Annotated in this window: 18 protein-coding genes and 2 pseudogenes; 4 read left to right on the forward strand and 16 right to left on the reverse strand. The window is 62.7% G+C overall.

From position 1 onward, the window contains the following. Window positions 1-57: 57 nt before the first annotated feature. The 11 genes and pseudogenes from SVXhr_RS00110 to SVXhr_RS00160 form a co-directional block, all read right to left on the reverse strand. Window positions 58-825 carry a 2-phosphosulfolactate phosphatase gene (locus SVXhr_RS00110; protein WP_275738348.1) on the reverse strand — a complete coding sequence of 256 codons (768 nt, stop codon included), beginning with the start codon at window positions 823-825 and terminating at the stop codon, window positions 58-60. 130 nt (window positions 826-955) lie between these two features. Continuing rightward, complete coding sequence (locus SVXhr_RS00115; protein WP_275738350.1) at window positions 956-1942, reverse strand: AbrB/MazE/SpoVT family DNA-binding domain-containing protein; 987 nt, start codon at window positions 1940-1942, stop codon at window positions 956-958. Window positions 1943-1970: 28 nt separating this feature from the next. Beyond that, window positions 1971-2645, reverse strand: coding sequence for a phosphate signaling complex protein PhoU (gene phoU / locus SVXhr_RS00120; RefSeq protein WP_275738352.1), 675 nt, complete (start codon window positions 2643-2645; stop codon window positions 1971-1973). Between the two features lie 4 nt (window positions 2646-2649). Next, window positions 2650-3555, reverse strand: a complete 906-nt coding sequence (pstB, locus tag SVXhr_RS00125; RefSeq protein WP_275738354.1) for a phosphate ABC transporter ATP-binding protein PstB — start codon at window positions 3553-3555, stop codon at window positions 2650-2652. Next, a pseudogene (gene pstA / locus SVXhr_RS14615) lies at window positions 3548-4336 on the reverse strand (phosphate ABC transporter permease PstA); the annotation flags it as partial. The pseudogene pstA and the gene pstB, both read right to left, overlap by 8 nt. A gap of 1385 nt (window positions 4337-5721) precedes the next feature. Further along, complete coding sequence (gene pstC / locus SVXhr_RS00135; RefSeq protein WP_275738359.1) at window positions 5722-6840, reverse strand: phosphate ABC transporter permease subunit PstC; 1119 nt, start codon at window positions 6838-6840, stop codon at window positions 5722-5724. 64 nt (window positions 6841-6904) lie between these two features. Beyond that, window positions 6905-8050, reverse strand: a complete 1146-nt coding sequence (locus SVXhr_RS00140; RefSeq protein ID WP_275738361.1) for a substrate-binding domain-containing protein — start codon at window positions 8048-8050, stop codon at window positions 6905-6907. Between the two features lie 223 nt (window positions 8051-8273). Beyond that, window positions 8274-10235, reverse strand: a complete 1962-nt coding sequence (locus tag SVXhr_RS00145) for a histidine kinase N-terminal 7TM domain-containing protein (RefSeq protein ID WP_275738362.1) — start codon at window positions 10233-10235, stop codon at window positions 8274-8276. 167 nt (window positions 10236-10402) lie between these two features. Next, window positions 10403-10567 (reverse strand): hypothetical protein, encoded by a 165-nt coding sequence (locus SVXhr_RS00150; protein WP_275738364.1) that lies wholly within the window; start codon window positions 10565-10567, stop codon window positions 10403-10405. A gap of 122 nt (window positions 10568-10689) precedes the next feature. Beyond that, on the reverse strand, window positions 10690-11946 hold the full coding sequence (locus tag SVXhr_RS00155) for a DNA double-strand break repair nuclease NurA (RefSeq protein WP_275738366.1): 1257 nt from the start codon (window positions 11944-11946) through the stop codon (window positions 10690-10692). Between the two features lie 72 nt (window positions 11947-12018). Then, window positions 12019-13218, reverse strand: coding sequence for an MFS transporter (locus SVXhr_RS00160; protein ID WP_275738368.1), 1200 nt, complete (start codon window positions 13216-13218; stop codon window positions 12019-12021). 311 nt (window positions 13219-13529) lie between these two features. On the opposite strand from SVXhr_RS00160, the gene gpmI reads away from it, so the two are divergent. Beyond that, window positions 13530-15098, forward strand: a complete 1569-nt coding sequence (gpmI, locus tag SVXhr_RS00165) for a 2,3-bisphosphoglycerate-independent phosphoglycerate mutase (RefSeq protein ID WP_275738370.1) — start codon at window positions 13530-13532, stop codon at window positions 15096-15098. Window positions 15099-15159: 61 nt separating this feature from the next. Here gpmI and SVXhr_RS00170 read toward each other — a convergent pair whose 3' ends face one another. Next, window positions 15160-15444 (reverse strand): DUF378 domain-containing protein, encoded by a 285-nt coding sequence (locus SVXhr_RS00170; protein ID WP_275738372.1) that lies wholly within the window; start codon window positions 15442-15444, stop codon window positions 15160-15162. A gap of 711 nt (window positions 15445-16155) precedes the next feature. On the opposite strand from SVXhr_RS00170, the gene SVXhr_RS00175 reads away from it, so the two are divergent. After that, the gene (locus SVXhr_RS00175) at window positions 16156-17487 is read left to right on the forward strand and encodes a hypothetical protein (protein WP_275738374.1); all 1332 of its coding nucleotides are present in this window, start codon (window positions 16156-16158) and stop codon (window positions 17485-17487) included. 268 nt (window positions 17488-17755) lie between these two features. Further along, window positions 17756-19006: a transposase gene (locus SVXhr_RS00180; protein ID WP_275738376.1), complete on the forward strand. Its 1251-nt coding sequence runs from the start codon at window positions 17756-17758 to the stop codon at window positions 19004-19006. 63 nt (window positions 19007-19069) lie between these two features. On the opposite strand, the gene SVXhr_RS00185 is transcribed toward SVXhr_RS00180, so the two are convergent. Then, window positions 19070-20266 (reverse strand): PQQ-like beta-propeller repeat protein, encoded by a 1197-nt coding sequence (locus tag SVXhr_RS00185; protein ID WP_275738378.1) that lies wholly within the window; start codon window positions 20264-20266, stop codon window positions 19070-19072. Between the two features lie 51 nt (window positions 20267-20317). After that, window positions 20318-20545: pseudogene (locus tag SVXhr_RS00190) on the reverse strand (IS1595 family transposase); the annotation flags it as partial. 309 nt (window positions 20546-20854) lie between these two features. On the opposite strand from SVXhr_RS00190, the gene SVXhr_RS00195 reads away from it, so the two are divergent. Next, entirely contained in the window at window positions 20855-21661 is an 807-nt protein-coding gene (locus SVXhr_RS00195) for a M48 family metalloprotease (RefSeq protein ID WP_345799519.1), read from the forward strand. A gap of 29 nt (window positions 21662-21690) precedes the next feature. On the opposite strand, the gene SVXhr_RS00200 is transcribed toward SVXhr_RS00195, so the two are convergent. Both SVXhr_RS00200 and SVXhr_RS00205 read right to left on the reverse strand, forming a co-directional pair. Continuing rightward, window positions 21691-22155, reverse strand: coding sequence for a hypothetical protein (locus SVXhr_RS00200; protein WP_275738382.1), 465 nt, complete (start codon window positions 22153-22155; stop codon window positions 21691-21693). 27 nt (window positions 22156-22182) lie between these two features. Continuing rightward, window positions 22183-22497, reverse strand: coding sequence for a YbjQ family protein (locus SVXhr_RS00205; protein WP_275738384.1), 315 nt, complete (start codon window positions 22495-22497; stop codon window positions 22183-22185). Between the last annotated feature and the right edge of the window lie 161 nt (window positions 22498-22658).

Raw genomic sequence — 22658 nt, forward strand, 5'->3', positions numbered from 1 at the left:
GGTTTCTCGGAGATGTCTTCGACCGGCGAGCGGTAAGTCTCTCGGGTCGCACTTCGCTTAGTCTGCCAGTCCTCGCTCCCCGGAAGCCGATCGGGGGGTGGCGCGTGTCCGGACCAGTGAGTCACCCGATAGCTGGGGGATCTCCTGTCGGCCGTTGACGTTCATCGCGTACTCACGGACGTCCCGGCGGCGGATCGCGTTCTTCCTGACGTAGTCGGGTCCTTTCGCCGTCTCCAGTTGCTCGCTGAAGAGCTGGATCTCGGTTTCGGCGGGCGGCATGCCATCGAGGTACCGACTGATGAGGGCCGCGCCGACGTGATCCTCGATCGCGATCTCGCCCTGATAGCCCGCGCACACGAGATGGACGGGGTGGTCCGTTCGGCGGAGGAACCGGCCGATCGCTCGCGCGTTCAGCGGCGCGCCCATGAACACGTCGACGTCCTCGCCCCCACGCTCGCGCAGCGTCGCCACGGTCCGGCCGCCGTTGGTCGAGGTCATGCTCACCGGCCGACCCTCGACGTCGATGTCCTCGACGTAACTCGGCGAGTTGAAGAAGTCATAGCCGTCTTCGGGGTCGTACTCGGCCGTGCGCCCGCCGCCGATGAGCGCGTCGGGGTGGGCGGCCCGGTAGTCGAACTCCTCGCCGCGCTCCTCGGGGACGTGGACGTGTGCTGCCCCCCGTGCCAGCAGTTCGATCACGGTGTTCGAGAAGTGCATCGTGTCGATGACGACGTACGCGCCCGGTTCCGGGTCCTGGGGGATGTCCTCGCAGCGTTCGATGAGTCGCTCGTCGAGTCGGCTATGAGCTGTGCCATCACGTACCATGTGTTCTCTCTACCCATCTATTCGGGCCCACCCTCAAAGGCGTATATAAGAGTGCTACATAGCCCTCAGTAGCGATCCCGACGGCTATTCCCGCCGGCCCGCTACCCCACCGGCCACGACCGAGCGGCTGTCATTGCTGGTGGCGAGGATGGATCGTGGACTGGAGTCCGATCCGTTCGATCGCCCGGATGGCCGCATCGATTTGCTCCAGCTGATCGACCAGCCGGGCCAGGGAGGGATCGACGCCGTCGTCATGGCCTGAGTTGGATGCAATCTCCGTCCCGGTTTCGATCGGCGACAACTCGACAGCCTGTCCCGCTGTGGCGTCACCTTCGACAACGCGTTTCGTCGCCGCTTCGAGCGCGTCTCTGCGGGCTATCAATAGCTCGGCCACCGTCCGGGCCTGTTCGGCTTCGGGTTCAACCGCCTCGATCGCACGATCTAGCCGGATGATCCCCGTCGCGATCCGTTCGAGTCGGTCCGCAGTCCGGTGATACTGGGACAGCGCCACCCGATCGATCCCGAGTGCGTCGAGTTCGCCGAACGCGACGAGTGACCGATTGTAGTGGCGACGGATCAACGCGACCAGCCGCGTCACGTCCGCCATTCGATCACCGACCCGTCCGGACGTCTCCGTCTCGCCGGTCAGTGACTCGCGGACTGTTTCCTGCATCGTCGTGACGACCGACACTGTCTGCTCTATCGATTGGCGAACCGACACCGCGGAGGCATCGAGCATCGCCCGGACCACGATCTCGTCCGCATCGGCCGCAAGGACCTCAGTGCCAACGAGGCGTCGTGCGATGGTGCGAGCGGCCCGGCGTTGCTCGTCGGTGAAACCGTCATCGGCATGCAACGAGATCCGCTCGAACCCGGTCTCGTAGGCTCCCTGGATCGGTCGCTCGACGGCGTCGACGCTTGACTCCGTGATCGGTAGCGAGACCGACTCCAGCCCGTCTCCGTCCGTCTGTCGCCCGCGAACGATCAGCGAGCCGTCGCGGTGGGTGTACAGCCGGACAGCCTCGCCCGTCTCGAGACCCTCCCGCTTGGCCCACTCTTTGGGGACCGAGACCGTGAACGTCGAGCCGCCGACCTTCTGGATCTTGCGTGTCTCCATCAGTCGCTCACCTCCAGAGCGGGTTTCATCAGTAGATCAACTCCGGCTCGCCCTCGAGGGCGTACAGCGTCCTGGCGGCGATGTTGACGGCGTGATCGCCGACCCGTTCGATGTCGCGGATCGTCAACAGCACGCTCGCGACGTCGTCGATCAATCGTTCGAGCGCCCAGGCGTCGATCTCCGGATCGCGTTCCAGCAAGTCCCGGGCTACCCGTTCGCTCGCACGTTGACACATCGCATCCAGGTCGTCGTCTCGCCCGGCGACCGTTCGGCAGGCCGCCGCGTCCTCGGTCTCGTAGGCCGCCAGGGCGTCTTCGAGCATGTCGGCCGCCGCCCGACCGATCCCGGAGATGTCGAGTTCCGGGAACGGGTCCGGGCGACTCGACAGCGCGTACCGGGCGAGGTTGGTCGCCAGATCGCCGACGCGTTCGAGGTCGGTCGAGATCTTGAAGCTAGCCGCGACCAGCCGGAGGTCGCCAGCGACCGGCTGTTCCAGCGCGAAGAGGTCGATACAGTCGGCCTCGATGTCGAGGTATCGCCGGTTGACCGTCTCGTCACCCTCGATGACCGCCTCGGCACGGTCGTCGTCGCCCTCAGCCAGTGCCGAGAGGGCGGCTTTCAGGCGTTCGAGGACGAGTTCGCCCATCTCGACGACGGCCGTCCGGAGGTCGGCCAGTGCGTGACGGAACTCCTCTCGTGCCATCGGATCACCCGAACTTGCCGGTGACGTAGTCCTCGACGCGCTGACTCTCGGGGTTCTCGAAGATCTTCTCGGTGTCGTCGTACTCGACGAGTTCGCCACCGGTGAGGAAGACGGCCGTCTGGTCGGATATCCGGGCGGCCTGTTGCATGTTGTGGGTGACGACGACGACCGTGTAGTCCTCGGCCAGTTCCTCGATGAGGTCCTCGATCTTGGCGGTCGCGATCGGGTCCAAGGCGCTCGCGGGCTCGTCCATCAGGATGACCTCCGGATCGACCGCGAGACACCGTGCGATACAGAGGCGCTGTTGTTGGCCACCGGACAGCCCGAGGGCGTTGTCCGCCAGCCGGTCTTTCACCTCGTCCCACAGGGCTGCCTGCCGCAGTGTTCGCTCGACGAGTTCGTCCTCGGCGTCCTTCTCGTCGCGCCCGAGCAGCCGGGCCGCAAGCCCGCGGTTGATGTCCCCGTGCTTTCGGGGGCCGTACGCGACGTTCTCCCGGATCGACTTGGGGAACGGGTTCGGGGACTGAAACACCATCCCGATCCGCTTGCGGAGCTCGACCAGATCGACGCCCTCCTGATAGATGTCACTGCCGTCGAACTCGACGGTCCCTTCGACCCGGGCGCTCTTTATCCGGTCGTTCATCCGGTTGAGCGAGCGCAGGAACGTCGACTTCCCACACCCTGAGGGGCCGATCAGCGCCGTGACGCTCTCTTCGGGGATGTCCATCGAGACGTCCTTGATCGCCCGCTCGTCGCCGTAGTAGACGTTCAGGTCCTCGACTGACAGGACCGCCTCGCTCCCGAACTCGTAGTCGGTCCACGCCTCGCGCGTCCGCTCCGTGCTCTCGCCGGACGTTGTCTCGATTTCCGTGCCTGTGCTGCCTTCTGACGCCATCGTCGTCTCAGTCATGGTGTAGTTTCCTCCGGAAGTACCGCCGCGAGGCGACGGCCACGGCGAAAAACGACAGGACGACGCCGAGTAACACGAACGCCGTCGCCCAGCCGAACGCCATGTTCCCCGACACGCCGGCGGTGATGATCGCGTACAGCTGGTATGGAAGCGCACTCGCCGATTCGAGCAACGCGGAATTGGTCACCGACACGAACGGCGGCTGGGCCGTCAGGCCGACCTCGAAACTCGAGAGGACCGCCGGGGCCTTCCCCGGCTCGACCGGGCCGTTCAACACGAGCAACAGTGGGGCAGTCTCGCCGGCGATGCGGCCGACCCCGAGGATGACGCCAGTGATGATGCCCGGCATCGAGGCGGGGACGACGACCTCCCTTACCGTGGCCCACTTGCTGACGCCCAGCGCCGCGCTGGCGTCGCGATACTCGTCGGGGACGCTCTGCATCGCCTCCCGGCTCGTGACCAGCACGAGCGGGAGCAACATGAACCCGAGCACGAGCTGGGAGGCGAAGATCGACCCGCTGTTGCCGAATCGCGGGACGATGAATGCCAGCCCGAACAGCCCGAAGACGATGCTCGGCGTGCTCCAGAGGCCGTTCGTGGCCACGTCGACGCCCTTGGTGAAGAGGCTGTCCTCGGCGTATTCCGTGAGGAAGACGGCCGCGCCGACGGCGATCGGCACGGCGAAGGCGACTGCGCCGACGACGATCCAGACGGTCCCGATCAGCGCCGGCATGACCCCGCGCTGGATCCCGAGCCCCTGGGTCGGGTTCATCACGAACGGCCAGTCGACGGTCCCGCTCGCGACCAGTCCAGCAGTCTCCGTCCCGATCGAGTTGCCGGTGAGGAGCACGTGCAGCGACGCAGCCAGCACTCCCAGGAGCAACAGCTGCGTACTCGAAGCGAGCGGCGGGATCGAAGCGCGAGCGGGGCCGTCCCGGAACCGTCCCGGCAGACCCGCGGCGATGGACGCGCTACTCAGCGCGCAGACCACGACCGCGCCCGTGCCGACCAGCGAGACGCCGGCCACGGCCAGCGGCCCGACGAGGAGTTCGATGGTGACGCCCGCTGCGAGCGCGATTGCGAGGACAACCCCGGCGCGCTTGAGTCTTCGTGCCCGCCGATCGGATGGCCGCCACGGCGTCGCTTGCCTGGCGGCCAGCACCGCGAGGCCGCTGACGAAGGCGGCCGGCAGCGCGCCGACGGCCGCCGTCGGCTGGATCGTCGTGGTGGCCGTCGTGAGCCCGTTGCCGCTCACGATCGCGTACCCGAGCGCCGAACCGGCGAGCGCCAGCGCCCCCGCGAGCGCGAGCCATAGGTACACCGCGATGAGGGTGACCCCGGAGGCGGAGCCGAGACCGCGGCGTCCGCGCCGGACTGCGACGAAAAGTGGGAGCGCAAGCGCGACCACCAGGGTCCCGGCGCTGACGGTGAGGTTCTCGACCGTCGTCCCGACCCCGCGCTCGGCGACGTAGACGAGCAGGAACGCAAGCACGCCAACAACGAGGAAGACGACCAGCGAGACGAGCAGGAACGCGCCGTGTTGTCGCCCGCGTGCGCCGAAACCGCCGTAGGCTTTCCCGGCGGTCCAGCCCGCGAGGAGGCTACTCGACAGCGCCACCAGCGGCACGACGACGTCGGCGGGGAACGTCGCCCCGAACGCCGACGAGTCCCAGGCCCACCCGGGGCCGAGCACGCCGGCGGTGACGAGCGCGCCCGAAAGCAGGAGGAAGGCCCCGACGGGCAGCGTCGAGCCGATGTCCTCGGGCGCGGCGAGGGTGGCGTATCCGACCGCGCCGCCGACGACCACCCCGAGCGGCCAGCCGAGCGGCCCGAGCGCCCAGGTGGCCACCGAGCCCGCCGTCGCCAGCCAGAGCACGCCGAGGACGGTGCTGGCGATCAATCCGGGCGACTCGCTCGGCGTCGTCGCGACGTCGAAACGTCGGGAGGCGACTCCCAGCCCGACGACGAGGCCGCCGAGGCCGAGCAGGGCGACGCCGAAGTACGTCAGTCCCGGAACGGGGCCTCCCGTCTCGCCGGTCGGCACCCAGCCGAAGAACGTGCCGACGGCGGCGGCAAAGAGGAGAAAAGCGATCCCGACGGTTCCGGCGGCGATACGGTCGTATCCCGTCGAGCCTGTATCGACGAGTCGTCTCGAATATGCGTCACTCATTGGTTGCCCTGCAGTTTCCGTTCCATTCGCATCTCGACCAGTTGCGAGGCGATCCCGAGTCCGGTGACGATGACCAGGAGGACGACGCCGGCGGCGAACAGCGCGCTCCAGAACGTCTCGCCCGGCGTGACGTGGCCGTAGCTGCTGGCGATGAACGTCGTCAGCGTCTCCGTGCTGTCGAAGACGTTGTAGCCCGTCGGTTCGGGGAGCCGACGGCTGTGTGAGATCATCACCGTCGCGGCCATCGTCTCGCCCATCGCGCGGCCGATCCCCAGCAGGACGGCCGCGGATATCCCGGAGAACGCCGCCGGGACGGTCACGCTCTGCATCGTCTGCCAGTCGGTGGCACCGACAGCGAGCGACCCGTCTTTCATCGGCGACGGCACGGCCGCCAGGGCGTCCTCCGCGACCGAGATGACCGTCGGCAGCGCCATGAACCCGATGACGACGCCGATCGCGAACAGCGCGCCGGGGTTGACCGAGAGGCGACCCGTGACGTAGGGGTTGATGATCGTGAACCCGATGAACCCGTAGACGATCGACGGGATCCCCGCGAGGATCTCGACGGCGGGTTTGACGATATCCCGGAGCCATCCGGGCGCGATCTCGCTGATGAACAGCGCGCCCGCGATCCCGAGCGGTCCGGCGACCGCGACCGCGACGATCGTCGTGAGGACGGTCCCCCAGATCATCGGGACGAGCGAATACTTGCCCTGACCTGCGGCCCACTCGTTCCCACTGAAGGGGTTAATCAGGTCCAATCCGGCCGTCTGGAACGCGGGGATCGCCTCGAGGACGAGGAAGACGGCGATCAATCCCAGCGTGACCAGCGCGGACACCGTCATCAGGAACGTCGTGATCTTGGCCGTCAGTGCCTGTCGGAGGGTCCATCCCAGCCCGAACACGAGCAGAAACGAGACCACGAAAAGCGGTGTCCAGACCGACTGGACGAGAAACCCGACGAAGGCGGCCACGACCAGCGACAGCTGGCCGACGGCCAGCAGGCGACCGACCCACCCCAGTCGCTGGACTGACCGGCGGAGCGAGCGGCCACGCTCGCGCGCCCAACGGACGACGGCGGAAGCCCTCGCCGGTGACTGAAATTCGGCTGTCATGGGTGTGCCCTCGACGTGCGTCGTTCAGACTTCGAATCCTGCATGATCCCGGAGAACGGTCGTCTTAGACCTGGTCGGGGAGCTTCGCGCGTTCTTCTTCGCGGCGAGCTTCCGGGAGTTTGAAGTAGTTCTGTGGCTCGACGAAGTTGGTCTGGCCGAAGTCCGAGAGGATCATGTTGAGGAACGCGGCCTCCTTCTCGGAGGTCCCCCCGTAGGTGTACATGTGGAGGTCGCGGTTGAGCGGGTACTCCTTCGCACCGAGGTTCTTGCCGTACTCGTAGACGGTCCCCTCGAGTTCGAGGGCGATCGGCGGCGTCACGCCGTCGGGCTCGACGAACGCCAGCGCGATGTAGGCAATCGCGTTGTCGTTTTGCTCGATGAGGGTCTTGACCTGCTGGTTTTGGCCCTTCCGGGTGTCGGGCTCGATCGGCGCGTCGGGATCGCCATAGAGGTTCGCTCTGAACGCGGTGTCGGTCCCGGAGTCCTCCGCGCGGCCGACCGCGTAGATCTCCTTGTCCGGGCCGCCGAGTTCGCTCCAGTTGGTGATCTCCTTCATGTAGATGTCCCGGAGCTGATCACCGGTGATCTGGGTCACGCCCGCGTCGTAGATCTCCCGGCTGACGACGATCGGCTGGCCGTCGACGCCGACGACGTGATCGACGATGTTATCGAGTTCGTCGTTGTCCTCACCGAGGATCGACTCGGCGGTCGAACTGGCGTCGCCGATGTCGACGCGTTCGTTGATGACCGCTTCGACGCCGGTCCCGGAGTGACTGAGCGCGATCTGGGTGCCGAACGGCGGAACGGCCCGTGTCTCGGTCGGCTCGTACCCGTACTTGCTCGCCCAGTAATCGGCGAGGTGCATGTCCGTGTCGATGTCGTACTGGCCGGGGCCCCAGTACTCCTGGTCGTCGGCCGGCGGGTTGCCGTTCCACAGCCGGCTCGCGTCGTTCGCGATCGGGTACACCGTCGAGGACCCGTCGGCTGTCAGTGCACTCGTGTCCTGGGAACTCGATTCCTCCGTCGGCGTCGACGTGTCCTGATCGACAGTTTCCTGCTCGTCGTCGTCCACGTTCGCTTCCTGTTGCGGTTCCGTCGTTTCATTCCCACCGCCACTACACCCCGCCAGTGCGCCGACGCCGAGTGCGCCGGCCGAGAGGATGAATTTCCGCCGTGATGCCCTGTCCGGACGCGTCGAATCTCGCGTCATCAACTGAACGGGCGGGAGAGTTGACTAAAGGGGTTTATAATAGGGGTACAGCCTGCTATGGCGGGATCCTGATCGATATGAGCCTCCTTTATTCGTATGGGGGACTATCATGGTATACATAGACATAATATTCCTTGTAGCGCGTGGGCGCTTCCCGACTGGGGTACCGTTGTGCGTCGCCGATGCTGGTCGGGGCTCGTGATCTACCGTCACAATCGCCGTCTCAGTCGGCCTGGGCCGCGTCATCGACGATGTCTACCTCGTCGAAGACGATCCTGGCACCGCCGTCGCGGCCGTCCGCGATCTCGACACCCCAGCCGTGGGCGTTCGCGATCGCGTCGACGATCGCGAGTCCGAGACCCGTACCGGTCGCGTCGGTCGTGTAGCCGTATTCGAGGACGTCTTCACGATCGTCCTCCGGGATGCCGGGGCCGTCGTCCTCGACGTAGAAGCCGTGCTCGGTTCGGCCGAGCCTGACTGTCAGCGACGCGTCGCCGGCGTTCGAGTCACGTTCGGCCAGGCGTTCGCTCGTCGGCTCGGATTGGGGTTCGTCCGTGTTGCTATCACCGCCCCGCAACAACGGATCACCCGATTTCGATCCCGGGTCGACATCGCTCTCGGACTCCCGCTGGGTACTTCGGGGTTGTGTGTCCGCCCCCGTTCCGTCCGTGAACGCGGCCCGACGCGGTTGCGAGTCAGGGTTCGTGGAGCCATGTTCGACTGCATTCCGGAAGAGGTTCTCGAAGACCGTCCGCAGCCGTGAGTGGTCGGCGTAGACGGTGATGTCGCCAGCGGGCTCGACTTCGAGGGTAGCGCCGTCAGTGTCGACCGTCTCCCAGGCGGTGCGGGCAAGCGCCGCAAGTTCGATCGGCTCGCGGTCCTCGATGGCCTGGCCCTTCCGGGCGAGCGCTAGCGTGTCTTCGACGAGCTGGTCGATCCGTTCGAGTGCGGCCGCGGCGGTCTCCAGATGTGCCTCGTCGCCTGTCTCCTGTGCGAGATCGATCCGGCCCCGGGCGACGCTCAGCGGGTTGCGAAGGTCGTGGGAGAGCGTCCCGGCGAAGCGTTCGAGCTGGGCCGTTTGCTGTCTGAGGTGGCGGATCCGCTGGCGGCGGTCGGTGACGTCCCTGACGACGACGGCGAATCCACCGGGCGCGTCACCGACGGCGATAGGCGTCACGCTCACCGCGTACTCCCGTGGTTCGCCGTCGACGTGGCGCGTGAACGATTCGACGAACGGATTTTCAACGTCGTCATCATCGGTCCCGTCGCTCGTCCCGGTGGTCTTTCGGTCCCCGGTGTGGGACGGTGTCACCTTGGAACCACCATCGACGAGTGCCGGTAGGACGGTATCGATGGCGGTCCCCTCCGCAGTTGCGAGTTCGGGGAACGTCTCGCTTGCAGCGCCGTTGAAGTCCAGGATCCGCCGCTGGCTGTCGACGACGATGACGACTTCCTCGAGCCCTTCAAAAATGGTCTCTCTGGCCATCGGGACGATGTCCAACAGCTGGTGACGAAAGACAGCCCACGCGACGACCGCGAGCGTCCACGTTCCACCGATCACGGACGCACCGGCCAGTGGTCCGGGAATGATACCCGCCGACCAGACGGAGATGATAGCGAACGGCGGGAGAAACCCGACGAACAGCGCGGCGGTCTGTGTCCGCCGCGTTCCCGACCCAAAGAGGATGTTCGCGCCGAGCAATCCCATGCCCACGTAATAAAACGCCATCTGTGGGAGCATGAGGACGAGCGACAGGTTGGTCGGCTCGCCGACCACGTAGGCAAACGGCGAGTGTTCGATCGTGTATTCACTCCAGATGAGGGAGTGGGCGGGATTCGTGAGTTCTAAGACGCCCGTCACGACAAAGATGCCGAACACGACGATCACGACCGGTCGGGTCAGGTGGCGCCGGTATCCCAGCGACGCCAGGACGAACAGGAAAAAGGCAGGCGTCACCAAGGCCAGCAGCATGTTTTGCCCCCCATAGAGGAGCACTGAGAGCGATCGACTGTCAGCGAACAACTCGGCGGCGACGAGCGCCCCACCGACTGCCTGGAAGACGGCGATGCCGAGAAATAGGTTCGTCGAAAAATCCCGCTCGCGTTCCCACAGCCAGGCTGCGACAGCGGCTGCGAACCCACTCGCAGCGAGCACCAGCGCGATGTACAGCGTCTGGCTGACCACGCTATTCGCAGTTCAGCCCCTTATTGTAAATCATTTTCCAAAACCGTCTCCGGGAAAACACATACGTTCGGTCGTTTCACTCGACACTACCGCTGTCTCGGTGACTCGCCCGCGTTCGAGACGCTGGCCTCAGTATCGAGCGGTATCGCGCCGAGGCGGCGACGGGTTCAGGTGAGGGAGTCGAGCATCGAGTGTGCCGACCCGAGCACTGACTCCTCGAACTCCGTGTTCCCACAGACCTCACACTCCTCGGGCGGCCCCTCCCGAAGGTGATTCACGATCGACAGCGTCTGGATGTTTCCACACTGTGTGCACTTCCATTCTTTCGTCATATATAACCTTTTATCATGCAGTACTATTAGTCTTTCTTCACACATCCGTCATTATTCCGGCGGTTGATGACTGATCGGGCAAGTACTACCCGCACGCGGCGACTGATCGACGGGTTCGAGCGCTATTCGCCGCTGTTGGCGTACGCCGCTCCCCAGCGCTTTTCGTTGTACGAGTGCTGGCGCTCGCTGTCGAACTCCCGGCCGATCCGCTCGCGGAGTTGATCCTTGGCCGTGGCGTCGATGCGTGCGAGCTCGTCGGCCTTTGCGACGGCGACCGGTGGCCCGCGTTCGGCAGCAACGTCGGCGACGATCTGCATCGTCAGCCGCTCGCGGCGGTCGGCGTCCCGTGTCACGGCGTAGGGAGCTTCGATCCGATAGACCAACTCGTCACGGGGATCGTACAGTGCGAAAAAGGTGACCTCGTAGGCCTCGGGATCGAGTTGGCGGTCGACGCCGAGTGCGTTCCCGGCCGACGAGAGGACGCGGTCGGTCCCGATCCGCGACCTGAACCAGTTCGTGAACGTGAGCGCGTCAGTGCGAAGCTCACCGCCGTCGTACCGCGAGAGGACGTGTTCGAAGAAGGCGTTGTCGTCCGCCCACGGCGCGGCCGTCTTCGTCCGGAGTGCCCGTGTCAGGCCGTTTGCGGCGCTGTTCTTGACGAAGCCGACGATCGGAATCTCTGCTTCGAGGCAGGTCTCGACCAGCCTGACGTAGTTCTCGACGACGTCACGGGGCTGTTCGTCGGATTCCAACAGGTCCGCGAGTTCGGGATGGCGATCGGCCCAATTGAGCAGCCCGGTCGGGTAGATCGGCCCGTCCAGTATGAGGAGATCCGAGACGTCCTCGATGTTGGCCCGAGCGTGATGGCTTTCGGCGAGGTACAACGCGAGCGCGTGGACGACAGTCTGGGCGTAGCGGTCGACTCGCGGGACCTGAAGCAACCGCTCGTGGGTGTAGCCCTCGTCGTTTCGCCGCCACTCGTCGTCGCCGAGGTCGACCGTCATGTCGTTGGTGTGGGCGCTGACGACGACCGTCCGCGAACGGTGGAGGTCCAGCTCCGAGGGCACGCCGGCCATCGCCGCCTGGGCGACGTCGAGCACCAGCCCGTTCTTGAACGTCGTCGGGTTGATCGTCCCCGAGTCAAGCCCGTGCTGGGTGTCGAAGGGGCGCTCCTCCAGGGCGATGTCGGGCAGCGGGGCCGCTCGTCGCCGTTGCTCGCCGAGCGGTTCGAGGATCACCCGATCCTCGTAATACAGGGGATCGAGAAACTCGTCCCAGGCTGTCGCGGCGAGGTCGTCGTGGTCGGTGTCCTCAACTCGCCCGCCGAGGCGACCGGCCAGCCGGGCGATGCCGTCGACGTGCACCGGATCGAGTGTCATGCCCCGCCTTTCGCGGGACGTGCTAAAAACGGTCGGGGTCACGCCTGACGGACGATCACGGCCCGCCTCCGCTCACGTCCGGCGTCCGATCGCACTCCGGAGCCGGGTGACGTGAAACCGGAGGCTGACGACCGTCGCGATCGCGGCCGCGGCCGCCAGAAACAGGTACAGCGACTGGACGCCGACCGTGTCCACCAGCCATCCTGATCCGAGTTGGCTCGATGCCCGTCCGACGCCCATCCCGATCGAGGACAGGAGGGTCTGGGCGGTCGCCGCGAGGGCGACCGGCGCATACTTGTGGGCCATGTTGACCGCGGCGTAGATGAAGAAGGCCACGCCCGATCCGGAGACGATCATGACCCCGACGGCGATCGGTGCCGCCTGGGTGAGCCCCAACACGAGATACGCGGCCATTGTCACCACGCCGCCGACTGTCAACAACGTCCGGTTGTCGAAGCTGTGCCGGGATAACCACACGAAGACGACGGCCTCGGTGAACGTCTTGACCAGCCACGCGACGCCCGTAATGCTATCTCCACCGGTGAGTTCCCGGAGGTACACCGACAGGAAGGCGTCGGCCCCGGCGAAGGCACCGGGGATCACCACCGCGATGAACAGCAGCAGGATGAACCGCTGGTTGCCCAAAAGCGTGATGGCGTCGCGCTTCAGATCCGGTGAGATGTCCGCGCGAGGCTTCTCAAGACCCTTGACGAGCACGGCGAGAAACGCCATGCCGGCCGCATAGAGGTAGAAGATCACCGAAAGCCCGAAGAACGTCGCGACCCACCCGATGAAGAGACTGCCGAGGCCGAACGCGAGGCTCCCGGCCGCCCGGATCTGGCCGTAGCTCAGCCCCTTCGAGAGCACCATCGAGTTCGCGATCGGCAGGATCGGCGCGCGGAAACTCGAGACGAACAACGTCGCGACGATCATGAGACTGAACTCCCAGGGGGTGTGGGCCGCAAGCGGAAACAGCAGAATGCTGATCCCCGAGACGATCGCCCCAGTCAGCATGATCCCCCGCGTCGCGCCCGTTTTGTCGGCGAGGACACCCCACGCCGGCTGGGCGACCAGCCCGCCGGCGACCAGCAGCGCCCCGATCAGCCCCATCTGTGACCCCGTGAGGCCGATCTCGTCGAAGTAGGCGTTTCTGAACGTCACCATCCCGTTCAACGCGAAGTAATACGAGAAGTAAATGACGTGATATCGGTACTCGGTGCCCACACTGTCGAGCAACTCCTGGCCTACCGATAGTAGTCGTCTATCTGTCACGCTGATGAAGCCCTCTCGGCTGTCTCGGTACGACTACCACGCGTTTATCCGTTCTTGTTTGCCGCCATTTGTGACACTGAAGCGATTGTTCCCGATCGGGTGTCCACGGCCCACCGGCCCCGGGAGGTCCGTGGGTATCACCCGGTCGGGGCCCTGGGGCCCCGCTCCGAGATGTGGTCTCCGCCAGGGCAGACCGCCGTCCAAATGTATTTCTCCAATTATAATCGGGAATCGGTAGACGGGCGTATGAAGGCGGGCGGATTTACCGGCAAATATCAAAAGGTATTACCCTCGGACTGAAAGGTCCGGGTATGCAGGCAGGACTCATCATCCTCGACGGCTGGGGACTCAACGACGACGAGGACGCCCGTGACGCGGTCAAAGCCGCGGACACGCCGAACTTCGACGCGTACTGGGACGCGGGCGCACACAACCGACTGGACGCCTCGGGCCGACGCGTCGGCCTGCCGGAGGGTCAGATGGGCAACAGCGAGGTCGGCCACCTCAACATCGGGGCCGGCCGCGTCGTCAAACAGGACACCACCCGCATCACCGACGATATCGAGGACGGTTCGTTCTTCGAGAACGAGAACCTCCTCGCCGCGATGGACTACGCCAAAGACAACGACGGGCAGGTCCACTTCATGGGCCTGGTCAGCGACGGCGGGGTCCACTCCCGGCAGACCCACCTCCACGCGCTGATCGAGATGGCCGCCGACAACGACGTCGAGGCGGTCACCCACGCCTTCATGGACGGCCGTGACACCTCGCCGACGGGCGGCGCGGACTACCTCCGGGAACTCCAGGGCGTCATTGACGAGGAAGGCACCGGCGACGTCGCGACCGTGACGGGCCGGTATCACGCGATGGACCGCGACCAGAACTGGGAGCGCACGAAGAAGGCCTACGACGCGATCGTCCACCGCGAGGCCGAGTTCGAAGCGCCAGACCCGGTGACGGCCACCGAGGAGTCCTACGAGCGGGACACCACCGACGAGTTCATCGAGCCGACGCTGATCGAGGGCGGCGCGGCACTCGAAGACGGCGACGCGGTTATCTTCTTCAATTTCCGGTCGGATCGGGCCCGCCAGCTCACCCGGCTGCTCAATTCCATCGACCCGGACTGGGACTTCGACATCTCGCCGCCGGAGACCCACTACGTGACGATGACGCAGTACGACGAGACGTTCGACCTCCCCGTGGCCTACCCGCCCAACCAGCCCGCGAACACGCTGGGCGAGGTCGTTTCCGAGGCCGGCGGCACCCAGTTGCGCCTCGCGGAATCGGAGAAGTACCCCCACGTCACGTACTTCCTCAACGGCGGCCGCGAGGTCAAGTTCGACGGCGAACTCCGCGAGATCGTCGAGAGCCCGGACGTGCCGACCTACGACGAACAGCCCGAGATGAGTGCTGCAGGCGTTACTGACACTGCCATCCAGTTCATCGAGAGCGGGTCGCAGAGCGACCCGGAACAGTCGAGCGGCGACCAGCCGCGAGACAGCGACGATCCCGACCTGCTGGTGCTCAACTTCGCCAACCCCGACATGGTCGGCCACACCGGGGACTTCGACGCTGCGGTCGCGGCCGTCGAGGCCGTCGACGAACAGCTGGGGCGGTTGATCGACGCGGTCCAGGCAGCCGGTGCGGACGTCCTCATCACCGCCGACCACGGTAACGCCGACGACCTCGGGACGGTCGAGGATCCCCATACGGCCCACACGCTCAACGATGTCCCGATCGTCTATCTGACGAGCGAGGGCGACGACGGCGGCCGGTCCGTGCGTTCGGGCGGGTCGCTGTGTGACATCGCGCCGACGCTGCTGGAACTCCTCGACGTCGAAAAGCCCGCCGAGATGACTGGCGAGTCGCTGCTTGAGTAAACTCCCCGAAAAATTCGACCGTCTCTCTCCCTCTTGCTCAAAAGACGGCCACAGACCGCACTTACTTCGGTGCGCCGCGTTCACTCGTTTCGACGTCCGGCTCGGGAATCTCGACGCCGGCGATCCGGGTCGCGAGATACACTGTGTACAGTGCTGCGAGACCGACGAGCACGTAGATACCGAACTCGGCTGCCGGGACCGAGTCGAGCAGAATGTTGACGAGGTTCCAGTTGGCCGCGCTGTCGACGAAGTGGGCGATACCGACGAGGCCCCAGTTGAGAGCCCCGACGACGACGAGTACGAGCGCTGTCCAGTCCAGGACGTTCATACGGAAGTTCTTGGGCATGTATAACACCACCCACACAATTGTCGGCAGAGAATATATACTAGCAGTGATGTATGCTATCACGAGCGTGATCGGTAGTGTTTAGTTTAGCAGGAATCGCTTGCAACAGCCAGAAAGCCCCGAGTGGCTCCGGTTGAGGCCCTCGCTGCGCTCCTCACTGCGTTGCGGTGTCCGCTCACGGGCGCGAAGCGCCCGTTCGCGCGTGCCGAGGCGCATAGCGCCTCGTGCCTAGCGTCGACCGTCTTCCCGGAGCCACTCGCCCCTTTCAGTCCCGCCCATACCGGCTGACCAACCGGCTTCGGGTGGGACTGAAAGGGGCGAGGCGTGCGCGGCGGTGCAACCGCCGCGACCATTCGAGGCCGGCGAGCCGGCCTCGCGCTCGGCGACGGCGCGCACGGGCAAGCACTGTAGCGAGGGAGCGCGCGACCGAGCGAAGCGCGCAGCCGGCGCACCGAGCCGACCGCCTCGGGGCTTTCTGGCTGTTCCCAACCATGACTCGATTAACTAAACACCGCCGCGTGATCGGGCCGAACACTATTGAGGTCAGTTCAACAAGTTGCTGGAGCATCCTGCCGAAGGCGGTTTGATTGTCCATACTTGACGACATTCGGCGGGATGCCGTGATTTCACGCTGTTTCACTGTGTTCGGTAATAGGAAAAGGACATTCGAAAATTATATATACACGATACTTCACATCTAAGTTGCCTTCCATGGTTAAAGATAAAGAATTTGATCGAAGAAGTGTTCTCAAGTCAACTGGCTGCTTTATTGCATCTACCGGCATTATAGCTGGCCAGACAACAGGGAGAAAGACAAACAATATATCGTTTAAGCTTCGCGGAAGTAAGAAAAATCCAGTCAAAACAAAAAATATAAATAAAAGGAGACATGAAGCCTTCCAGGAGTTTAACCAAAGCACCGACGAGAACACACGTGGTGGGCTCGTCGGAATCGAGGACAAAGACGATATTATCGCGTACAATTTCATCGCTACTGAGAACGGTGGTGTCCAGGAACACTTCTACACTGCTGACCTCAACGAGAAGGAACTCACAGTTCCAGTCGAGTCCAACCCCAGCCCCGGGGTTGAGACACAAGCCATAGAGTCGACTACGACGGTCTCCTCTCCACAAGGGAAAGACCTGGAGGAGCGCGCCCACAGCGCCGCAGACAGTTGGTATAAAGCTGGATCCGCACCCGAGATTAGCAGTGGTTCTGGTACTGTCAGTGGTTCTGGGAAAGACCGGGACAAGCGCGCCCACAGCGCCGCAGACAGTAGGAATAAAGCTGGATCCGCACCCGAGATTAGCAGTGGTTCTGGTACTGTCCGCACTATGGATACCAGCCAGCCGAATTTCTCCACGTGGCACGACCGGGCAGACCTCTACCACATCAACGAAAAGCCCCCTTACGGAATCATTATCGAACAGTACACGCTAAAAGAAAGCCCCAACCGAGACGATGTCTTCGGTGTCCAGACCGGTGTCGACATCGAAGCCGGTGAAAACCAAGCCGAACACGGCGACGACGATTACAAAGTGCCCGATAGCACATTCGGTCACTATCACCTCCGAAACGCTGAAGTTAGACACAACTGGAATACTGTCATCAGCCACGACGACTCAATGCGTGATCGAGCCCCCCGTGGCAAGTTGAGCAACGCAACTCAGTCCTTCGGGGTTGATCTGGGTATCGACAGCGAGGGTGTCGGGAGTGCCGGATTCTCGTACAGCTATTCCAGTCGGGCAGACAAGATCATCGACGACAGCAGCATGTCCGATAACATCGGCCGCTGGGAACTCAATGTCGGCTCTAAATCCTACGCTTCGGACAATAACGCCTACTACAACCCTGCTAGCCTCGCCATCCTCCACCCGGAGGACAACGAGACTTGCGAGCACTATCCGTGGCGTGACATGAAAATCGTCGACCTGCCGCTTGATGCCACATTCGCGTTGACTTCGGTGGGCGAATATATGTACACAATCGGTTCGAACGAATCTGTCTCACTCTCTGAAGACTTTTTCCTCCCCTGTCCCTGATTCTGACGTGACTGGCACAACAGAGTCAGTCTGAGGTAGGGGCCCGCTTAATTGCGGGCGAACCACTTGTTCAGATCGAGTGCACCGCCAAAATGATCACGACACGTGGTTTGCTTTCCACCGAGACGGATTGTGGGACTCTTTTACCAGAATGAGGCGAGAATGCCCCTTCCTCAAGGAGCGAGTATTGCGAGTGAGTCGGGAGGGGATGAATCGCCGCACAAGATACAAACCATTAAGTAAACATATCAACAATCAATAGACAGCGATGGAGTACAGTCACCGCTACCCTGCATACCCGACACAAGAAGTAGCGGCTGAACTGGAACATCATATCGACATTCATCGCCAAGCGTACAACTACACTCTGTACGAATACGAGAACGTGGATGCCGACGACATCGGCTCCGCGTACAAACACCACTACCGACTTCCCGATTGGAAAGACGAGTTCTCCGTCTTCTCAGAGGTCAACTCGAAGGCTTTGCAACGAACCGTCACACGGTTCTACCAGAACCTCGACGGACTCTCCGAACAGAAAGAGAACGGTCGAACGGTCGGGAAACTCAATTGGAAGTCACCGAGAGAGTTCCAGAGTATGACGTTTTCGCAGTCCGGCTTCGAACTCAAAAACACGAGTGGCCGACACGCGACACTCTGGCTCTCCAAAATCGGAGACATCCCTATTCGCTATCACCGGGAGATCCCTGACGAAGCGGATATCAAAGAAGTCACGGTCAAAAAAGAGACAACCGGTGACTGGTTCGTCTCGTTCGGACTGGAAACCGACGAAGCCGACCTACCCGAGAAGCCCGACGTGGATTCACTGAACGTGAACAATAGCGTCGGGATTGACCTCGGCATCCTGAACTACATCCACACCTCGAACGATAAAACCGTGGACTGGCTTGACCTCGAAGACGAATACGAGCGTCTGCGCCGTGAACAACGCAAGTTGTCGCACAAGGAGCAAGGGTCGAATAACTACGAGAAACAACGCCGGGAAGTGGCGAAGGTCAAGCGTCACATCCGGCGGAAGGTGCTGGACTACCAGCACAAGATTACGACATGGCTTGTCCGCGAATACGACGCCGTATTCGTCGAGGACTTGAACGTGAAGGGGATGCTGAAACAGTCGCATAATGCTCAGAACAAGCAGGATGCGGCGTGGCGACAGTTCATCACCCTTCTCGAATACAAGGCTGACCTGTATGGCTGTCACGTCAAGCAGGTTGAAGCACGAGGGACGACGACGGAATGTGCGTCGTGCGGTGTGGAGACTGCGAAGCCGATTTGGGTTCGGGAGCACTCTTGCCCGAGTTGTGGGTTCGAGTGTGACCGGGATGCGAATGCGGCGATGAACGTACTGCAACGCGGTTTTTCTGAACTAGGGCTGGAATGGCCCGAATCCACGCCTGTGGAGACTGCGCTCCCTACGGACACCACTTCGGTGTCTGCAAAGCGCGTCATCGAAACAGGAAGCCCCACCCTCAACGAAGCCACAACAGTGGCTGAGTAGGGTGGGGTAGTTCACAGCGGTCGAAAACACACCGCTTCAACCGGTGGTCGCTGACTGTGTGGACTACGGCTTGAGTTTGACAATTCCGTCGTTGGCAACCGCGTAAACGGCATCCTCGGTTACAGCGAGATTCGAGCTAAACGAATACGTGCCATTCTGCCATCGTCGCTCACCAGTGTCCCGTCTCAAGACAGCAAGACCACCAGGAGACGCGCCAACGAGAACGAACTCAGGCGTGCAAACTGGAGAGGTGAGCGTACCCGTCGGCCGGCCGTCAGTGTCTCCTCTCGGAATCTCCGTTTGCCAGTGTCTCTCGCCGGTTTCGGCGTCGAGTGCTGTGACCGTTCCGCTTGCGTCGTCTGCCACGTAGACAGTGCCGTCGCGGTACGCTGGGGTTGTTTCGGGAGATGTCATTTCAGTTGTCAGCTCCCACATCTGCTCACCGTTGTCCGTATCCAGAGCATGGACGGTTCCGTCGTTGTCGAAAGTGTAGACATCAGCACCGACGACTGGATTCGTGTATGATTCACCGACGACATCGGTCTGCCACTGAACCTCACCGGTCTGTGTATCCACAGACAGTACTTCGCCGCCGTCAGCGCTCGCGTCGACGACGTATGCGGTGTGCTGCGCGCTGCTGAGACCAGTGACAAAGTGGTCGATCGACAGATGCCATTCTGGTTCGCCAGTATCGGCCCCGTAGGCCTGAAGACTATCGTTGAAGCCAGAGACATACACGAGTCGATCATCCGCGAGGGAACTCACATGGGGAGACGCAGTCGGAGTCGTCCCGACCACCTCCAGAGTCTCAGCATCGACCCACGAGACCCCAGCATACGTGTGGACCGCGAGGCGGCCACACGCCAGGGTTGGACTGACCCGGCTAGCGTGGTCAAGGGAGAGTGTATCGGTATTCCCTGTCTCCGTGTGGGTTCGACGAATAGTCGTCTCCTTGTCCTGCAACCAGAACACGTGATCGTTGCTTGCAACGACCCACGTTTGCCCGAAAACCCGGTCGTCTGTACCGCCGAGTTCGTTACTTCTCGGTTCGGCTCGAAAGGCAATATCAGTCTGGCCAGTACGCTTTGCAGGCCCAGTAGCTGTCGGCCAACTTGGTGGCGTGTCACAGCCCGCAACCGGAATACCGTCAGGAGGTTCTCGACCGGAATTCGATGAAAGAGGTGATCCGATGCCAAGACAACCGGCTATGCTAGTCGCACCGAAAAGAGCCACAACGGTGCGTCGGGAGAGCTTGTTCATTACGTTACTAGTCGCTTGGAATACACTTAAAGTGTTTGGATGTTGAATAACTCAGTGAAACACATTGACGACGAAGTAATCAAGATGTCCGTGAAGCGCTGCTCCGACGAGGTTGAGAGACCGTACGAAGCCGCACGTTTGGACAGCTTGCTCCAATCCCGGCTTTGAGAGGCCACGAAACTTCCGTGATCAGGGTGTGACCAGTGACCACAGGCATTCAACCTGATTGACGTGGACACCGTCGTCTGTGACAAACGTTTCCGAGTGTGGAACGACCTTCTCGTTTTCGTGAAGGTATTATCCAGTCCAAGGACATGCAAATGACGAAGGCTAGGTAGAATATAGTAGGCCGATAATATATTCCACACCTCACCACTATATTGTGGTTTATTATTGGATTATATGAATAAAAATATTTAATTAGATGCCGTTTTTACAAAAGGATCTTCGGCCTACAACTTATACAGATGATAATAATATATAATAAATATTATTGATATGGATGTGCTACTGGCGACCCCACCAAAACGTTGATTTGCAAGTAACGTCGAGCATAGGGCAATGAGACATCCAGGCCTCAAGTTCAGGATGGCCGTCGTCGGGTCGATCCTGTTCGGATTTTACGCCGTGGTGGCGCTCGCCCTGTATGCCGCCTTCGGCGGTGGGACCACCATCCTCGCAGTAATCCTGCTGGGCAGCGTCGGCTTCGTCGGCGTCCAGTACAAGATCGGCAAGTGGGCCGCCCTCCGGAGCGTCGGGGCCGAGGACATGCCCGAGGACGACCCCCGATTCCGGGAGATCCACCGTTCGATCGAGCGGATGAGCGACGAAATGGGAATCGACAAGCCCCGCGTGATGGTCGCCGAGATGGGCGTCCCCAACGCCTTCGCCGTCGGGCGGAAGAAGGCCGGCGTCGTGGTCGTCTCCGCCGAGCTCATCCACATGCTCGACCACGAGGAACTCGAAGGCGTCCTCGCCCACGAACTCGCCCACATCCGGAATCGCGACGTGATCATGATGGTCATCGGCCAGGGGATCGCCTCGATCGTTGCGCTGGTCGCACAGTTCGCCGTCCTCTTCGCCGGTGACAACGACTTCGGTGACTTCATCATGGCGATGGTCGTCGGGAACATCGTCCAGTTCATCGTGATGATCTTCGTGATGGCGATCTCCCGCTACCGGGAGTACGTCGCCGACAGTGACGCCTCTGACATCACTGGCGGCGAACCCCTTGCACGCGCACTCGAAAAGATCAACTCGGCCGACCACAGCCGGAGCAAGATCGACGAACAGGCCAGCGCGCTCTGTATCAAGGGCGAGGAACGTAGCCTGCTGTCGAAGATCTTCTCGACGCACCCGCCGACCGAGGAGCGCATTCGGCGGCTTCGGGCCTGATTTTCGAGGCCGCCGAGTTCCGTCGTCGGTCACGCCAGCCTGACCGGGCCGCTATTTGCTGGCTCGCCGTCTTCGAGGAGCCACGCGAACACGGGCACGTACGCGAGCCAGGCCAGGAGATAGCCCGCTCCGACGAGGGCGTTTCCCGCGCCCATGCCGCCGTAGATGCCGTCGACCGTCCCGATCAGGACCACGACGATGGCGAGAAACGCGACCCCCGGCCGGTCGAGCCAGTCGTAGCCGACGCCGATCAGCGACCCGAGCACGTAACAGAACGCATAACGACCGGCCGCAACGAGGGCGACGTTCGCCCAGAACAGCAACTCGACCGGCACGTCGAAGTCACTCTCCAGGCCGGCCAGCAGGAGTCGCACCGACCGGTAGAACGCCTCGCCGTGGGTCAGCATGACAACGGCGGTGAGGACAACTGTCAGCGCGCCGACGACGCGGCCGGCAACGACGCCAACGCTGCCCGGATCAGTTCGATTGACCATCGCTCTGGGTCGGGCTTGACGCCCCCGCTACTCGAACGTGACCGCCGTCCCGTAGGCGATGACCTCCGAACCGCCGTTGGCGATCTCGGAACTCTCCAGGCGGACGTTCACGACGGCGTCGGCCCCCATCGAACGGGCGTCCTCTGCCATTCGTTCTAAAGCCTCGTCGCGGGCGTCGGTCAGCAGTTCGGAATACGCTTTCAACTCGCCACCGGTGATGTTGCGGATGCTCTGGGTGATATCCCGCCCGACGTTGCGGGCCTTGACTGTGTTGCCGCGGGCGATGCCGAGCGAGTCGTCGATCTCTTCGCCTGGGACTGTCTCGGTTGTAACGAACTCCATACCTGGGCGTCTCGCGAGTTCCTACTAAAACCAGGGTCTGGGCTTCGCGCGCTGAAGTATGATCTCTCTCGGTTCACTGTCGGTCGCTTCATGATCCGTTCGTTGCTCCGTGACGGGCACTATGGGCCTTCAGTAACTGGACGAGCACAGCAAGCGGTATT

Origin of the sequence: Halorhabdus sp. SVX81 (assembly GCF_029207715.1) — an archaeon.
In the GTDB taxonomy this organism is placed as follows: domain Archaea; phylum Halobacteriota; class Halobacteria; order Halobacteriales; family Haloarculaceae; genus Halorhabdus.

Coding starts and splice junctions, on each gene's coding strand:
- SVXhr_RS00110 (WP_275738348.1), bottom strand. CDS start 825: ATGGTACGTGATGGCACAGCTCATAGCCGACTCGACGAGCGACTCATC.
- SVXhr_RS00115 (WP_275738350.1), bottom strand. CDS start 1,942: ATGGAGACACGCAAGATCCAGAAGGTCGGCGGCTCGACGTTCACGGTC.
- phoU (WP_275738352.1), bottom strand. CDS start 2,645: ATGGCACGAGAGGAGTTCCGTCACGCACTGGCCGACCTCCGGACGGCC.
- pstB (WP_275738354.1), bottom strand. CDS start 3,555: ATGACTGAGACGACGATGGCGTCAGAAGGCAGCACAGGCACGGAAATC.
- pstC (WP_275738359.1), bottom strand. CDS start 6,840: ATGACAGCCGAATTTCAGTCACCGGCGAGGGCTTCCGCCGTCGTCCGT.
- SVXhr_RS00140 (WP_275738361.1), bottom strand. CDS start 8,050: ATGACGCGAGATTCGACGCGTCCGGACAGGGCATCACGGCGGAAATTC.
- SVXhr_RS00150 (WP_275738364.1), bottom strand. CDS start 10,567: ATGACGAAAGAATGGAAGTGCACACAGTGTGGAAACATCCAGACGCTG.
- SVXhr_RS00155 (WP_275738366.1), bottom strand. CDS start 11,946: ATGACACTCGATCCGGTGCACGTCGACGGCATCGCCCGGCTGGCCGGT.
- gpmI (WP_275738370.1), top strand. CDS start 13,530: ATGCAGGCAGGACTCATCATCCTCGACGGCTGGGGACTCAACGACGAC.
- SVXhr_RS00170 (WP_275738372.1), bottom strand. CDS start 15,444: ATGCCCAAGAACTTCCGTATGAACGTCCTGGACTGGACAGCGCTCGTA.
- SVXhr_RS00175 (WP_275738374.1), top strand. CDS start 16,156: ATGGTTAAAGATAAAGAATTTGATCGAAGAAGTGTTCTCAAGTCAACT.
- SVXhr_RS00180 (WP_275738376.1), top strand. CDS start 17,756: ATGGAGTACAGTCACCGCTACCCTGCATACCCGACACAAGAAGTAGCG.
- SVXhr_RS00185 (WP_275738378.1), bottom strand. CDS start 20,266: ATGAACAAGCTCTCCCGACGCACCGTTGTGGCTCTTTTCGGTGCGACT.
- SVXhr_RS00195 (WP_345799519.1), top strand. CDS start 20,855: ATGGCCGTCGTCGGGTCGATCCTGTTCGGATTTTACGCCGTGGTGGCG.
- SVXhr_RS00200 (WP_275738382.1), bottom strand. CDS start 22,155: ATGGTCAATCGAACTGATCCGGGCAGCGTTGGCGTCGTTGCCGGCCGC.
- SVXhr_RS00205 (WP_275738384.1), bottom strand. CDS start 22,497: ATGGAGTTCGTTACAACCGAGACAGTCCCAGGCGAAGAGATCGACGAC.